Annotated in this window: 14 protein-coding genes; 9 read left to right on the forward strand and 5 right to left on the reverse strand. The window is 65.7% G+C overall.

Annotation, left to right across the window (positions count from 1 at the left end):
* Window positions 1-7 precede the first annotated feature (7 nt).
* The 4 genes from ABS767_RS12690 to ABS767_RS12705 all read right to left on the reverse strand — a co-directional run bounded on the left by ABS767_RS12690 (window position 8) and on the right by ABS767_RS12705 (window position 5,695).
* The gene (locus ABS767_RS12690) at window positions 8-3,286 is read right to left on the reverse strand and encodes a TonB-dependent receptor (protein WP_408078892.1); all 3,279 of its coding nucleotides are present in this window, start codon (window positions 3,284-3,286) and stop codon (window positions 8-10) included.
* Window positions 3,287-3,427: 141 nt separating this feature from the next.
* Window positions 3,428-4,429 carry a FecR family protein gene (locus ABS767_RS12695; protein WP_408078894.1) on the reverse strand — a complete coding sequence of 334 codons (1,002 nt, stop codon included), beginning with the start codon at window positions 4,427-4,429 and terminating at the stop codon, window positions 3,428-3,430.
* On the reverse strand, window positions 4,377-4,976 hold the full coding sequence (locus ABS767_RS12700; RefSeq protein WP_408078896.1) for an RNA polymerase sigma factor: 600 nt from the start codon (window positions 4,974-4,976) through the stop codon (window positions 4,377-4,379). The genes ABS767_RS12695 and ABS767_RS12700 overlap by 53 nt, the downstream gene beginning before the upstream one ends.
* 167 nt (window positions 4,977-5,143) lie before the next feature.
* Window positions 5,144-5,695: an ECF-type sigma factor gene (locus ABS767_RS12705; RefSeq protein ID WP_408078898.1), complete on the reverse strand. Its 552-nt coding sequence runs from the start codon at window positions 5,693-5,695 to the stop codon at window positions 5,144-5,146.
* A 153-nt stretch (window positions 5,696-5,848) separates the two neighbouring features.
* Between ABS767_RS12705 and ABS767_RS12710 the strand changes: the two genes are divergently transcribed.
* The 9 genes from ABS767_RS12710 to ABS767_RS12750 all read left to right on the forward strand — a co-directional run bounded on the left by ABS767_RS12710 (window position 5,849) and on the right by ABS767_RS12750 (window position 13,325).
* Window positions 5,849-6,448 (forward strand): hypothetical protein, encoded by a 600-nt coding sequence (locus ABS767_RS12710; RefSeq protein ID WP_408078900.1) that lies wholly within the window; start codon window positions 5,849-5,851, stop codon window positions 6,446-6,448.
* Between the two features lie 45 nt (window positions 6,449-6,493).
* Entirely contained in the window at window positions 6,494-7,630 is a 1,137-nt protein-coding gene (locus ABS767_RS12715) for a hypothetical protein (RefSeq protein ID WP_408078902.1), read from the forward strand.
* Window positions 7,627-8,172 carry a hypothetical protein gene (locus ABS767_RS12720; protein WP_408078904.1) on the forward strand — a complete coding sequence of 182 codons (546 nt, stop codon included), beginning with the start codon at window positions 7,627-7,629 and terminating at the stop codon, window positions 8,170-8,172. The genes ABS767_RS12715 and ABS767_RS12720 overlap by 4 nt, the downstream gene beginning before the upstream one ends.
* Window position 8,173: 1 nt before the next feature.
* Window positions 8,174-8,623 (forward strand): hypothetical protein, encoded by a 450-nt coding sequence (locus tag ABS767_RS12725; RefSeq protein ID WP_408078906.1) that lies wholly within the window; start codon window positions 8,174-8,176, stop codon window positions 8,621-8,623.
* 55 nt (window positions 8,624-8,678) lie between these two features.
* The gene (locus tag ABS767_RS12730; RefSeq protein WP_408078907.1) at window positions 8,679-9,443 is read left to right on the forward strand and encodes a PAN domain-containing protein; all 765 of its coding nucleotides are present in this window, start codon (window positions 8,679-8,681) and stop codon (window positions 9,441-9,443) included.
* A gap of 52 nt (window positions 9,444-9,495) precedes the next feature.
* Window positions 9,496-10,323, forward strand: coding sequence for a hypothetical protein (locus ABS767_RS12735; protein ID WP_408078909.1), 828 nt, complete (start codon window positions 9,496-9,498; stop codon window positions 10,321-10,323).
* A 35-nt stretch (window positions 10,324-10,358) separates the two neighbouring features.
* Window positions 10,359-11,444, forward strand: coding sequence for a hypothetical protein (locus tag ABS767_RS12740; protein WP_408078911.1), 1,086 nt, complete (start codon window positions 10,359-10,361; stop codon window positions 11,442-11,444).
* A gap of 113 nt (window positions 11,445-11,557) precedes the next feature.
* On the forward strand, window positions 11,558-12,847 hold the full coding sequence (locus tag ABS767_RS12745; protein WP_408078913.1) for a hypothetical protein: 1,290 nt from the start codon (window positions 11,558-11,560) through the stop codon (window positions 12,845-12,847).
* A gap of 10 nt (window positions 12,848-12,857) precedes the next feature.
* A complete protein-coding gene (locus tag ABS767_RS12750) occupies window positions 12,858-13,325 on the forward strand; it encodes a hypothetical protein (RefSeq protein ID WP_408078915.1) in 468 nt (155 codons plus the stop codon).
* Window positions 13,326-13,373: 48 nt separating this feature from the next.
* Here ABS767_RS12750 and ABS767_RS12755 read toward each other — a convergent pair whose 3' ends face one another.
* The gene (locus ABS767_RS12755) at window positions 13,374-15,530 is read right to left on the reverse strand and encodes a protein kinase domain-containing protein (protein WP_408078917.1); all 2,157 of its coding nucleotides are present in this window, start codon (window positions 15,528-15,530) and stop codon (window positions 13,374-13,376) included.
* Window positions 15,531-15,613: the final 83 nt, after the last annotated feature.

Below are 15,613 nucleotides of genomic sequence, written 5' to 3' on the forward strand. Positions count from 1 at the left end.
CCGCGCGTTACAGGCGCACGCGGACGCCGATGGTCCCGGAAGTGCCGTTGTTGACGTAGATCGCGCTGTGGTCCGCGATGGGCGCGCTCGTCGCGAGGCTGCCCGGCACCATGACGTTCAGCGGCTTGGTCAGCAGGTTGCGGATCGAGAAGAAGGCCTCGAAGTTGCGATCGATCCGGTAGGCACCCGACACGCTGGCATCCAGCCGTCGGGCGAACCAGGACGGCGTGGTGCTGCGATATTTGTCGTCGGTCCAGATGCTGTTGAAATAGAGGCGGACGGGGCCTTTCTTGTACGACAGCGAGAGCGTGCCGACCTTGTCCGCGACGCGCACGATCGGCACGTCGGGATCGTTGTACATGAACGATCCGCGGACCGAGAGGCCGTCCAGCGGGCCGGGCAGGTAGGTCATCGCGTGGTTGAACTCGAACTCCACCCCGCGGATGTTGACCGCGTCCCCGCTGACCGTCTGCGTCGTGACGAATGTATATCCGGCATAGCGCGGATCGGTGTTGCCGAACTCCTCGGCGGTCATTTCCTGGCTCTGGAACAGGCCCTTGACCCGGTTCATGTAGAAATTGACCGCAACCATCCCGACCGGCTCGAAATATTTGGCGAGGCGGGCCGAGAAATTGTCGGAGATCGACGGCTCGAGGTTCGGGTTCGGCGCGCGGACGATCAGGTCGATATCGTCGACCGACCATACCCCGGCAAGCACACTCACTTCGGGGCGCTGGATCGTGCGGCTATATCCCAGATGCACCTCCAGGCCGCGCGTGATCTGGTATTTCAGCGACGCGCTGGGGAAGAAATAGTCGTAGCTGCCGGTGCGCTTCACCTTGGGGCGCGTCAGATACTGATATTCCAGTCCCGGGATCGTGGTCGCGCGGCCGGTCGATGCGGAGACGGCGAATCCCGCGGCGGCTACCTCGTCCGCCGACAGCGGATCGAACTCCAGCGCGGTGGTGTCGGTTCGTTCCCAGCGCACGCCCGCGCGAAACTTCAGCGTCGGCGTCAGTTCCGCCGTGCCCATGACATAGGCGGCGGTGGTCTTTTCCTTGAAATGGCGCTTGTTTTCGACGTTGGCGTCGTACCACTGGCTCGCGCTCTGGGTCGGCTGCCACTCGTCCGGGTTGTTCCGGAACATCGCACCCAGCTTGTACGGGCTGGGCAGATAGATGTCGGACGATCCCGAAAGCGAGACGAAGGTGACGCCCGTGTCGCCATAGGATAGCTGGTTGGAGCTGCGCACTGCCGCCAGCAGCTCGGCATTGCTGAGCGGCCCGACATAATTGTAGAGATAATTCCCGCCCTGATCGTCGAAATCATACACCGCGTTGCGGAGCTTGAACCCGGTTTTGAAGACGACCGGCACCGCCCCGAACTCGGTCATCCACGCCAGATTCGCCTGTCCGCCCGTGAAGCGCGTGGAGGCATATTGCCCGTTGTCGGTACGGATGGTCGGTGTGCCGGACAGGGTGAACGATGCGGAATCGCTCCAGTCTGCGCCGCTGACCTGGCGGATATCCCAGTTCTGATCGACGAGATTGTCGCGCCGGGCGGAGAAATTGCCACGCGCGGTGATCGAACTGGTAAAGCCTGCCACGGCGCCCTTGCGCAGCGGCTCATAATCGCTGGTCGAATCCGAATAGAGAAGGTTGCCGTCGAGGATCAGTCGGTCCGTGCGGAATTCGATGCTCGGGCTGAGCGTCAGGCCCTTGTTGATCTTGTAGGTGGCGGTGCGGTTGACCGACAGGGTGTTCGTCGTCGCGCTTTGCTGAGGCGTGAAGTCCAGCGCCGCGTCGCCGTCGACACCACGCGTACGCGCGCCGGTGGTCAACACCGGCTGCAGCGAATCCTGCCAGACGCTGCTGCGATTATAGGCGGAGACGAGCGAGAGGATTAGAGTGTCGGTCGCCTTGAAATCCATGTTCACCGATGCGGCGAAGCGTGCGGTCTCGCGCGGCGCCTCCAGCAAGGTGAGCTGGGTGATCGCCAGCGGATCGGGACTCGTCGCGGTCGGCACATAGTTGCGGCCCGCGGTGATCTGCTCGCGCTCGATATAGGTGTTGGTCTGGCTCACGCTGGCGACGATGCCCAGCCGTCGTCCGAAAAACGTGTCGGAATATTCGGCTAGGCCATTGGGCAGGAACTTGCGGCCGTCATAGCCGCCTTCGCCCGGCCCGCTGCGCGACTGCTTGTCCCACATATTCCAGTGCGTTGCGCCGCTCAGCTGCAATGTGACCCGGCGCCCGCGCCGGTCGAACGCGCGTTTGGTGCGGATATTCACCGTGCCCGCCGGTGCATTGGCATCGACATCGGCGCTGGTCGTCTTGGAAATCTCGATCGAATCGATCCCCGCAAGCGACAGGCCCTCGAAACTGAACGCGCGTGACGTGTCGGCGCCGTTGTTCGCGTCGGCCGAAGCGAGCCCGACCCCGTTGAACGTGACCCCGGTCATCGCCGCGGGCAGGCCGCGCAGCTGGACATTGACCGCCGAGCCGGTGGTGCCGTCGGTATCGACACCGGTCATGTACTTGATGAATTCGGCCGGATTTCCGTCGGCGATATCGCCATAGGATTCGGTCGACAGATTGTTCTTGATGTCCATCGACTGGCGCTGGTCCATGATCGCGCGCGCATCGCCCTCAAGCACACCCGCGACGATCACGACCTCCTGATCCGCGGCGGCCTGCGCACGTCCGATGGCACCGAGTGCGGCGTCATAGCGCACGGTTTCGCCGGGACGCACATCGACCGTGGCGGTCTGATCGGCATAGCCGGTATAGGAGATGCGCAGCTTCGCCGTGCCAGCAGGTACGCCCGGCAGCAGATATTCGCCACGATCGCCGGAGGTCGCCGTCCGCAGCCGCCCGTCGGCAGCGCGAACTTCGACAATCGCGTTGCGCAGATACTCGCCGGTCGCCGGATCGATCACCTGGCCGGCGATCACCCCCTCGCCGGTGCGGCGCGCGGTGGCCTGCCCGGCTCGGGTGGCGGCGGGGGTCGACGATCCGCGTGTGGCGGATCCCCGCGCACGCAAGACGATGACACCGCCGCGATCCGAAACGATTTCCAGACCCGTCCCGGAGATCAGCATACGCAGCGCGGCGCGCGCTTCCATCGGACCGGTCAGCGGGCGCGACCGGATCTGCTCATATCCCGTGGCGGGCGCGACGATTTGAAGGCTGGTCTGGCGTCCGAAGGCGGAAATCGCCGTCGGCAGGCTCTGCGCGGGTATGTCGAACGTGACAGTCTGTGCAGCAGCAGCGGTCGAAAGCGTCACAGCTGCTACGGCGACCCCGCAGCCCAGCAAGGATTTGAATTGCACGAAACTTCCCCCGAATTTCCCACGCGATGGGTGGTTCAAGGGATGGATGATCGGCGGCGGTACTTCCGCCACTGCCGCGACGAAAAAATATCCCGGTCAGCCGGGCTGCAACCGTATTCCGGCGTCGGTCCGTTCGGCGCTCAGGCCAAGGCTCAACGCCGCCGCGCGTGCAAAGCCGATCGGGTCGCTGGTCGAATAGACGCCCGTGACGCGCAGCGCGCGGGTCGCCGGGTCCGCGATCTCGATCCGCTGCGATGAATAGCGCGCATATTCGGCGGCGGCCTGTTCCAGCGTCATGCCGTTCAGGTCGATCAGCCCGTTGCGCCAGCCGACAGCGCGCTCCAGGGCCTCCTGCGGCACACGCTCGGTTCGGATCGGGGCACCGGGCGTGATGTGACTGCGCTCGCCGCCCGCGAGCCGTTCGAGCCGAGCGCCGCCTTGCGTGGACACCTCGACCAGCCCTTCGAGTACCGTCAGCGCCACGCCGCCATCGTCGAACCGGCGGACGGCGAAGCGCGTCCCCAGCACGCGGATCGCGACCGCGCCCGCATGCACGACGAAGGGCCGATCGGGATCGGGCGCGATGTCGAACAACGCTTCGCCGCGCGCCAGCTCGGCCTCGCGCTGCTCCCCCTCGATCCGCGGCTCGACGCGGCTGTCGGTGTTGAGCGTGATCGCCGATCCTTCGGCAAGCGTAACCCGGCGCAGATCGCCTTTCGCCGTCTCGATCGCATTCGGCTTGGCGGCCAGAGACCAGCCGAGGACTCCGGCGGCCGAGGCGGCGAGCAACGCTCCTCCGCCCAGCATCGCCGTACGGCGCCCGACCGGAACGGCAAAGGCGGCAGGTGACGGCGGTGCAGGGTCCACGGGTGCGAAATCGGGGCCGAGCGCCACGGCGCGGTCGAAATAGGCGTTGACCGCCAGCGCCCGCGCATAGGCTCCCGCATGGCGGCTGTCCGCCTCGAGCCAGGACGCGAACGCGGCTTCCTCCGCCGCGTCGAGCGGGCGGCCGTCGATCCGCGCAGCCCAGTCGGCCGCCGCCGCGTCAATTTCGGAGGCGGGTTTCAGGTGCGTCGGTTCGGGCAGGTCGGCTGTCACGCGAGATAGATGCCGACAAAGGCGCATTTCCGCCATAGCCGATTGCAGTTCCCAACAACCGCAGCGCTTTCCCGATATGCTTCTCGACCGTCGATTCCGAAATACCCATGCGTTCGGCGATCTGGCGTTGCGACAGCTGATGCACTTTGCGCAGGACGATGGCTTCCCGACATTTGGGGGGCAGGGCGGCGATCAGCCCGGCGACCTTTGCGAGTTCCTGCCGACCCGCCGCCACCGCTTCGGGTCCGGGCGCGTCGCAAGGAATTTCCAGCGCCTCGATATCCGTCAGCGCGCCGAACGGGACCACCTGCGACCGACGCAACGCCTGCAAGCAGACCGATTTCGCGACCTCGAACAGGTACGTGCGCGGGTTGCGAATATGATCGACCGCCGCCAGCCCGGCCAGGATCGCGTAGGATTCCTGAACGACGTCGTCGATGTCCAGCCCCACCAGCGGACGGCGCGCCAACCACGCACGCAGCTCGGCTTCGTGTGGCAGGATCGAGCGGGCAAGCCATTGCGCGCGATGGTGCGAGGGCATGGACATGCTGCGCGCCTATCCATCGCATGTGACAAATCGGGTGCACTCAAATTACAGTTCGCCGCGGACGCGCATTTTCGACGGCGCGGTGTGCGGTGCTCCGACAACGGAACGGCGGCTGGTAACGAGCGGCCTAGTTGCCTGCGCGGGGACCGCCAGGGTCTTGCAGATCACTACGTCGAGGTCATTCGTCGCTCGAGCCATTCGCGCGCATCGGACCAGTCGCGTCGGACGGTGCGCTCGGAAATGCCCAGCGTCTGTGCGGCCTCTGCTTCGGTCATTCCTGCGAAATAGCGGGCGTCGACGATTTGCGACCATCGCGGGTTGAGCGTTTCCATCTGTTGCATGAGCAGTCCGATCGAGACGATCTGTTCGGGCGTCTCGCCGAATTCGGTCAGCTCCTCGACAGTGTCGACCGCCACGGTCCCGGCGCGCTTCGAAGCCAGTTTGCGGCGGGAGTGGTCGATGACCACGTGCCGCATGGCGAGCGCGGCGGCGCAGAGGAAATGATCCCCGTCGCGGAAATCCTCATGACGGATCAGCCGAGCGAGCCCGTCATGCAGCAGGTCCATCGTCTGCATCGTATCGCCGAAGGCCGCGCGGCGGCGCTTTGATCGCGCGATGCGGATCAGGGCATCGTAATGCGTTTCCAGCAGGTCGGCCGCTGCCTTGCGTTCGCGATCACTGTACCCGGCGGGGCGAGGCGGATCATTCGAAACATCCATCGGCCCCGATTAGCGCATCGGCGAGTGGCGTTTCAAATATTTGTCCGCCTTGGAAAAAAATCTGGCCGGGTTTGGCGATCTATTACGTGATTCACATCCGATGGGGCGGTTCGCACGGCACGTCGCCAGGAACACAGGCCCGGGAGGAGTGGTATGAAACACGAAGTTCGCTATCGGCGCGGTCTTGCGACCTTGGCCTTGGCTGGCCTTGTATCGTGGCTGTCGATCGCATCGCCGGCTCACGCGCAGAGCATCTTCGGGAAGCTGGGGAAGCTGGCCGACACGGTCGAGCGGAAGGTCGAGGAAACCAATCAGCGCGTCGAGCAGGGCGAGCGCACCAAGCAGTCCGCCGATGCCGTCCTCGGCCGGCTCGGCGTCAGGAAGCGCTCCGCAGAGGTCGAGCAACCTGAGGCGCCCGAACCCGGGGACCCCGCGATGACGGACGCGCCGACCGACGTCAGCGACACCGCCTTTCCGGGCAATCTGCCGGTCTATCCCGGTGCGCGGCGCGTCGAGACCACCGATCCGCGCGTCCCAGTCGTGTTCTATGCCGCTGCCACAGGCGACCAGATTGTCGCCTTCTACGCCGGCGAGGGCCAGCGACGCGGTTTCCAGGCGTTCAAGACCTCGAACCCGTATCCGGGGCTCGTCCTGCTCGATGCGCAGGAAAAGGGCGTCGTTCTCGGCACGATCCCCGATGGCAAGGGCACGCGCTTCTTCGTCAACGACGGCAGCGCGTTCGCTTCGGAATAATCGCCGCGCGGCCCGCTGGGCGCGCACAGACCACAGGATGACATCATGAACGCTCGAAACAGTTTCGCGGCGCTGACCCCGGTTGTGGCGCTGCTCGCACCGACCCCGGTTCTTGCGCAGGAATGGCAGGGGGCGTGGAGCACGACCCATGGCCAGATCCGGCTCGTCGAGGACGGCGACTATGTCTATGGCGACTACGGCACTATCGGCACGATCGAAGGCGTCCTGGTTCAGAACCGGCAAATCCTGCGCGCGATCTTCACCCGCAAGGACGACGGATCGAAAGGATATGTCGAATGGATCCAGTCGGGAGACGACGGCAACCGTATCAGCGGCTACTGGAACTGGATAAGCGGAGGCTTGCCGAGCTGGGACGGCAGCACCGGCGGTAGCAAATGGCGCGGCGATCGCACCGATGACGGCATCCCGCCGATCACCCAGTTCGGCCCACGTCGGACGCGGGTCAAATTCCTCGCCGCCGCCTCCAGCACCTATCGCAACTGGCTGGGCAAGGGGCGCAAGACGAGCGCATCGGGAGCCACCGCCGCGCCGGCGACTCCGACTGCCAAGCCCGCGCCCGCGCCCGCTCCGCGTCATGAATTCGCCGGGCGGCTGCCGATGTTCGATCAAATGCCCCCGGGCTATATGCCGAAATGGTTCGAGATGCGCCTGACCCGCATCGGACTGGGTGGGGACGAGTTCACCCGCTACGAGCTCTACGGACTGGCCGGCATCTATGCCTATTGCCAGACGCCGACGGGTTCGGTCGCGCTCAAGCCGTACTATGGCGCGCCGAACAGGGTATTCGATCGGCCGCGCGCGAATGCCGAAACCGGTGCTATAAGATTCAAACGCGAGGAAGCGGCGCGACGCTTCGCATTCGATCCGGCGTGTCTGCGCAAGAATGGCGGGCGCATTGCCGTCCAGCTGCAGACCAATCTGAAGGAGAAGGATCTGACGCCGGTTACCGACGACAAGTTCGGATACCGACCCTTCGTCTTCACGCTCGACAAGCTGCCCGCTGAAAAAAAGTGGCTGAGGTTCCTGGCCGGTCAGGGCGAGTTCTCCTTCCTGCGCGCGTCCAACCTGGCCTACGAATTCAAGATTTCCGAGAAGCTCGATAGCGGGCGTCTGATCGGCGAAAAGCTCTACATCTGGGGTGAAGTGGAGTTCGGATCGTGAGCGCGGGACGGGTCGGACGCATCCTTATCGCAGTGGCGCTGCTGGGAGTGGTCTCGGCGTGCGGATCGGATCAGGCAGAGCAATCCGATCGGTCCGCCGGGGCAGCATCCGGAGATACCGGCAGCGCCGGACGCGGCGTGTTCGAGGACAATGGCCTCGCCCAGAGCGACCTGATGGGATTTCCGGAGGTGAAGGCTGCACGCGATGCGCTGTCGCCCGCGCTCGCGCAAGCCGCAAAGACGGGGGGCGATCTCGCCTGCGGGCTGCCGCGATTGCCCGGAGCCAGCGCCCGCGAATCGCTGCCCGATCGCCCCGGCTTCGTCACGAAGGAGACGCCGGCCACGGTCGCTGCCTTTTACTGGGCGGCTGCCGATGCCGCCGGTGGGTTCGCCATGGTCGGCGCCACCCCGGCGCCCTTCGCGCGCATCCATCTGCCCGACGGGCGCAATTGCCATGTGACCGCCCAGGCCACCGCTGACGGTGCCGACTTCATCGTCACCGACAAGGGGTTCATGGGCCTGATCGGCGAAGGGGAGAATTGACGTGCGCATCTCCCCTTACATCTCCGAAGTGCTGGCGGCGGCATGTCTGCTCGCATCGTGCGGCGGCACTGGAGGAGCTGCCGAAGATGGTCCGGCGAACTCCGGCGAGGCGACGGAGGCCAGTTCAACCAATGCGGTCGCCACCGCTGCGAGCGGGGGAACGCTGCCGCAGAGCCTGCCTCTCTATCCGGGCGCAAGGGACATCGTGACCTCGCCCGAAGGGAGGATCACGCGGTTCGTGGTGGATGCCAGGCCCGAAACCGTGGCCGCGTTCTACGGCAAGGCGCTGAAGGAAAAGCTGGGCGACGCCACCGTGACGGGCGGCGGCAACTTCTATGCGGCCAGCTATCTCGATCCGTCCGGACCGGAGCAGGTCCAGCTCATCTGCCGGGGGCAGGGCGACGCGACGGTCGTCGACGTCGGCGGCTCCAAAAGCCGCGCACCCGACTAGCTCAACCGAATTTCAGAAAGGGATCTTCGCAATGCTATCAAAGATCGTCGGCGGGGTGAGCCTCGCCGCGGCGGCCACGCTTGCGCCCGCCGCCACCGTGCAATCCAGCGTGGGCCAGATCGCCAATGGCTATATCCAGGAGGGTGATCTCTACCGCTCGGGCAATATCATCCGGACGACGACGCTCAGCAGCCCGGGCCAGGATGCCGGGACCTGCCGCGCGCTGTGCACTGCGAACGGTGACTGCAACGCTTATAGCTATGTGCAAGAAACGGCGTCGCGAAAGCCGGTGTGCTACCAGCGGATGATCGCGCTGCCCAACCAGGGCACGACGCGCAGCCACGGATATTCCACCGTGGTGTCGGGCACCAAGACAAGCTGGGCGCGAGAGCTCGGCTTCACGCCGCACGCCAACAGCCGGGTGACCGGGGCGAAGCTGCTGCGCGCGTTCGTATCGCGGCAGGACGATCCCTTCGAATGCATCCAGGTGTGCAAGCGCGAGACCGGCTGCCAGTCGGCCAGCTACGTGCCCGCCCAGGTGGCCGCGAAAAAACAGGCCATGTGCATGCTCTACGATGCCCCCGGGACGCTGGTGTCGGCACCGGGAGTGCTGTCGGCCAGCGGTAGCAATGCACCGCCGCTCAGCCTGAAGAAGCGCCGGCCGCAGGCGCAGCCGACGGCGGTGCCGCCGCGCAGGACCATTGAAGCCCCGCGCAGGATCGACCCGCGTAAGCTCGCCCCTGTCGAGAAGAAGGCACCCGCCGATGGCGGGGAACCGGATCAGTTTCCAGGCGAAATGCACGATCCGCAAGCGGCATGATCGCGACGGGTCAGGACCAGTGATGAAGCATGGACCGAAATGGTGCAGTGCCGTGCTCGCCATTGCCGCCGCCATCGGCGCGGCAGGGTGCGACAGTCAGCCGGACTGGTCGGCCGCTGGAAACGCGCAGCCGACCGCGGCCGCCTCGTCGCGCTCGATCGCCCCGTCTTCGAGCTCGCCAGTCAAGGCCGAGGAGAGCAGTGGGGAGAAGCTGCTTGAATCGCTCTCCGGGGAAATGCTGTTGAAGAGTGGCTATGTCATCGGGACGGTCGAGCTTTCCGGCGGCGAAGGCCAGGTTTTCGTCCAGCCCCCCGGCGCGGGCAATGGCGACGTCATGCTCAAGGCGCTGGCCACGCGGGTCGGGCGGGCCGACATCGCCCTGTCGCTCGTCGATCCGAACGACGGCACGGTGATGGGCGCGCTTGTCCTGACGGAACAGACCCGCGGCAGACCCGCCGGCACGCTGACCTTCATGGGCGAGAAGTGGGACGTGGAAGTTCCGGTAATCGCCGAACTCGAAGGCCCGATCGACTATGATCTCCAAGCCGCCGACATCGCCGACGACACGCGCGCGGCGCCCGGCGCCGGTGTGACCCGGCCGACCTACCACCTGCGCGGCGGGAAAGCCGGGTCGAACATTCGCCTGCATGAAAGCGTGGACGCGTCGTCGCGCGTCACCGGGACCGTAAACGCGGGCGCGCAGGACATCCGCGTCAAGCGCTGCGCGCCGGAAATCGACGGCGCCGCATTCGATCGCGCTGACGCAGGGGCGCGCCGCGCGCTGCTGGACCAGGTCTGGTGCGAGGCGGCAGTCCCCATGGCCGGCGACGCCTGGATCCAGGGCTGGCTGCCCGGCCGCCTGCTCGAACCCGACGCCTGACCGCCACGACCGACAGCGTAACCAAGGAGCAGACCATGCACACCACCACTCGCAGCGCCCTTGCCATGCTTGCCTTGCTGGGCGGCACCGCGGTGACCGCCGGTGCGGCATCCGCGCAAAGCTATCCCAAGAACTATTTCCTCGAGCAGGCACACTGGATCGGCACCTGGCGCACCAATTTCGGCGAAGTGAAGCTGAAAGCGGCAGGCTCGACGTTCAACAAGCGCTATTTCTACGGCCAATATGGGTCCAACAACTGGATCGTCGGCTGGACCTCCGACCGCGGTCGGATCATGCGCGGGTTCTTTCAGCGCACCGATGGGAACAAGGCCTTCGGGACCTTCGAATGGCACATGGATTATTCCGGTCGCCAGTTCACCGGCGGGTGGCAATGGGGCTTCGATCCCAACAAGCTGCCCCGCGCCGTAGCGGGCACCTGGACGGGTCGCGCGCAATCGGCTGCGGACCCCGCCACCAGCTCGATCGTACCGCTGCTGGTGCAGCGCGGGACCGCACCATTGCCCTCCTCCAATGCGGCGCTGCGCGGCGTGTTCAACAACTGGACACGATTTGCCGGGAGCGGGGCAAACAGCTTTCTGGAGTTCAAGGGACCAAAGGTACCGACCCAGATGGAGGTCAAGCTGGTGCGGGTAGCGCCTTTCCAGCCCGACCGAAACCCGGCGATTTTCGGTATCGCGGGGGTCTATCTGTCCTGCTCGGGCGGCGGCCGGATCGCACCCAGCTCGGGTAACAACAGGCTGTTCGACATTGCCGAAGCCAATGCGCGCGCGGCCTTTCAATACGGCAATATTGCCCCGCGCGTGACATTCACGCTCCCGCAGGCGTGCCTCCACGCCAACAAGCCGTTGACGATCCAGCTGCAGACGAACCTGAAGGAGCGCGACCCGGTCCGCAACGACGCGCTCGGCTATCAGGCGGTCGTCACGAGCGGCTCCGCTCTGTCATCCACCTTCCAGTACACGTCCGGAAGCGGGGGAAAGACGCCGACGAACAACTATTGTCGCAACCAGCGTTCGATCTCGAACGGCTGGCTCTTCGACTGTTTCGTCGTCGGCAACGGCGAGATCGCCAACGTCCAGTTCGAAATGAACGTCCGTTGATCGGAACCGACAGCGTTCCCCGGCCAGCCGTTCCCGCATTGGAGACTCTTCCCATGACTACCCGTTCGACCGCTCGCATCGCTGCGCGCCACCTCGCGCATCGGGGTGGCGCAATGTGCGCTGCGCTCGCGATCTTCGCGCCGCTCTCCGCCACGTCCCAGACCCCGACCGTCATGCGCAAGCTGCCTGCGATGCAGCGTCCGGCAGACGCCACCCGGGCACCGCCTGCCAGGGACGAATTCGTCGGCAAGGAATATGTCGCGGGCGTCTGGTCCGTCGACAGCAAGGGAACCGATTACGGCCCCTGGCAGCCGGTTGGCAGCACGAAGCTGGCGGTTCAGTTCGCCCCGGCCGATGCGAGCGGAGTGATGCACGGGTTCGTGGTCGGCAAACCGATCCTGTTTCTCGGTCGCAAGGTGGGGGCGACCGAGTTTCGCGGGATCTGGATGGAAACCGCCGGGCCCGCGAATGCCAACCCTACCGGGCGCTGGGGGCTTGCGCGCGCGGCGGTCGGCATTGCGGGCAAGTCGATCCAGATCGCCCTGTCGATGGGCTACCGAAAGCCGGTACCCAACAGCGCGGGTCCGGGCTTTCCCGGTCGCACGCTGAGTGGACGCTATTATCTGAACGAGGGACCGTCGACATCCATGCCCTCGCGGAGCCGCGTGCAGATGGCGTGGGACAAGCTTGTCGCCGCGCCGGGGCCATTCCCGACCATGCACGGCGTCTATCCGGATGCGAAAATCGATGCCGCGATCGAGGCCTGGACGCGCGACGACAAGCTGAGCGCGAGCTGGGGACGCACCACCACGGTCGATCCGTGTGCCGCGAAGTGCATGGGACGTGAGCCGGTCCGGATCGGGTTCGATGTCGCGCAGTTGATTGCAAGCGGCACCGGCACCTCCGAAATCTACGGCAGGGTCGTCGTCGCCCCGAAAGTCGTCGAAGCGGGCAAACCCGCGCAGGCAATCCGGGATGCGCAGAACCGCGCGCAAATCGATCTCATCAGCATCCGGCGCGAGGACGCCCGGAGCATCCGTGGTGATGACCGGTTCATGATGGTATCGGCGCCCCCGCCGTCCACCCTGAAGTGCCGAAATACCCGTTTCACGGCGCGTTACATTCTGCCGCCCGGCGTCTGGACCGATCCGCTGCGTGACATCGACACCGGCCTGGCAGGCACCTTGTCCGACCGCGACCTCACCAGAAAGGGGGATGACCGGTTCAAGCTGAATCGGATCTTGCCGGTCAAGAAAAGCATAGTGGCTATCGACAAGGCCAAGAAGGACATTCTCGCCCAGGACGCCTCGGTCGATTTCTGTTTCGAGGAGAGTGTCGTCGCCATGGACACCGCAAAGGGCGAATGGGGCGGATACATCTTCTTCAAAATCCACGCGTTCTGAGGAGAGGCAAATGCGGATTGCTGTTCTTGTTTCGGCCGCCGTGCTGATTTCAGGCTGCGGTTCCGATGATGGCGCCGAAGGGTCGCAGGCGGCGTATGAAGCGGAGCAGGGGCCACGCATCATCGCGGCGGCCGACCTCCCGGCGGACCTGCGTTCCGCGGCGGGGAAGCCCGGTAACCTGCCTTGCCGCCTCCCGCGGATTCCGGGGGAATTTCAGTCGCACAAGGTCGACCGCTATTCCCATGCCTTCCTGAGCCCGCGGCCCTATGGCGAGGTTGCCGGTTTCTACAGGCTCGCTGCCGAGCTTGCCGGCCACGACGCCACGGTCGAAACGATGCCCGGCGTGATCAACGTCGCGATCCGTGTCGACAGCGGCACGACGTGCGTCCTCACTGCCAGCGACGGCGGAACCCACCGCAATCCCGAAGGCGAAGCGACGCCGGTGACCAGTGCCGTCGTGGCAGAGAAACACGACTGAGCCGCACGTCGCGCGCGCTCACCCCGCCCATGCCGGAACCGGCGCCATTCATGATTGTGTGGCTTTCGCGGCCAGAACGGCATCGCAGTCGAGGGCTGGCAGCTTACGGCTCTTGCGCGCAGTTTCGTATCGCCACGACAATTCCATCGACCGGCAAACCGCCTGTTGCTGCAGCGGGTTCAACTGCGCGCCAGAGGCGATCGCGACACTGGCAGCCAGGCCGGATTCAGCGGGCAGGGCCGAGGTGTCGAGCGACCGCAGCCGCCGGGCAGCGGCGTCGCGATCCCCCTGCGCAAGGTCGAGATAGGCTCGTTCCAGCTCCAGCCCGATCACCAGCCGCTGCGGCGCATCGAGTTTCTCCGCCATCGAGACCGCCCGGTCCAGCGCACCCTTGGCACCATCCAAATCGCCGCTGGATACCAGCATCTGGCTCTCGAGCTTGGCAAATGAAACGGCAGTCAGGCTTTCGCCCTTGCGAGCGGTCAGTGCTTTCCCGCGCTCCAGGGCGGCGCGCGCCGCCCCGGCATTGCCGGTAAAGAACTCGGCCATTGCCAGGTTCAGGATGCTGGTGTCGGAATTATAGCCGGCGTCGGTCGCGCGAACCGACTGAGTCAATCGGCGGAACCACGTCAGCGCCTGCGCAAAATCGCTCTGCAGCACGGCCAGCATCGCAAGCTGGTTCTCGAGATAGCCGCTCGGCGCCTGTTTGCGATGCAGCGCGTAGGTCTTGGTGAGCACGGCGCGCGCGTGCCGGATATCCTCCGGCTGCTGCGACGCGATCGCGAGCGTGGAGGCGACCGCCGCGTGCTCCAGATCGAACCGTCCCAGACTGGCCTCACGTTCCTGCTCGACGCGGCGAAGGCGCGCGATCGCGTCGCGCTTGCGGCCGATTTCCATCAGGCCGCGTCCAAGCAGAGAATCCGCCAGACTCCGCTGCCAGGGTGTGAGGTCGGGTCGACCCGCCAACCGTTCCAGCAGCGGGACGGCGCGGCGATAGTCATTCCGCATGATGAAATGGCGCGCTATCGCCAGGCTCATCGCCGCCTTGTCCACTCCGGCGATCTGGGAATCGTCGATGACCGCGGCGTTGTAGTTGAGCATGAAGTCGCCCAGCCGGCGCTGATCCTCTTCGCTACTATACGCCTGCTGGAGAATTTCCGCAGTCGCCGCCTGGAGGCGACCATTCTCTTCTTCCTGCGTGGATTGATACTCTGCCAGCGCCCGCGCTTCCTCCGCGCGCGCGGTCTGTCGCATGCTGACGATCAGGCCGCCGGCGAGCGACAGCATCGCCACGGTCGCTAGCGCCGACGCGATCCAGTATCGCTCGAGAAAGCGTCGGGAGCGATACAGCGGGCCACCGCCGCGCGCCAGGACGGGGCGATGTTCGCGCCAAGCCGTCAGATCGGCGGCAAAGGCATCGGCAGAGGCATAGCGCGCATCGGGATCGGCGCGGGTCGCCTTGGTCGCGATCGCCGCAAGATCCGCGCCGCCCGGCAGGCGGTCGCCGATCTCCATCCCACCGGCCTCGTCCCGCAATGGTATCTTGCCCGCCAGCAAGGTCGCCAGAAGGACGCCGAGCGAATACACGTCGCTGCGAACGGTAGCGCGTTGGCCGGCAAGCACTTCCGGCGCCGCGACGGCAATGGTCGCGCCGCCACCGGGCGCCGACGTTGCATCGACTTCCCCCGATATGCCAAAATCGATCAGCCGCACGCGCCCGCCCTGATCGACCAGCACATTGTCGGACTTGATATCCCGATGCAGGACCAGGCGGGAATGGGCATGGCCGACGGCGTTGGCCACGTCGATCATCAATCGCGCGATCGCGGCGGGGGACGCGCCGACCGCAGCGACATGCTCGGCGATCGGCTTTCCGTCGATGAATTCGGTCGCCATGTACGGTGCGCCGGTTTCATCGGTTCCGCCATCGACGATCCGCGCGATGCCGGGGTGCTCCATCGCCGCCAGCAATTGCCGTTCCCGTTCGAACCGGGCGATGCTCGCCTCGTCGACCAGGCTCACGCTCTTGATGGCGACGATCTGGTCGTACAGGCCGTCCGCGCGGCGCGCGCGGTAGACGCGGCCCATGCCGCCCTTGCCGATTTCTTCCTCGACCCTCCACGGGCCGACCCGCGTACCCGCCATGAAGGCCGTGCCGTCGTCGCCGGGACCACAATTGGCCGCACGAGTCTGCATGAAGGTCATCGCTCACCCCTCCGCCGATCGCTGCACCCTAAAGCAAGTGCGCGAGCGGGAACAGGCGCAGGATACCGGATAGAGGGTGGCAG

It is taken from the genome of Sphingomonas plantiphila, from assembly GCF_046000505.1.
Classification (GTDB): domain Bacteria; phylum Pseudomonadota; class Alphaproteobacteria; order Sphingomonadales; family Sphingomonadaceae; genus Sphingomonas; species Sphingomonas plantiphila.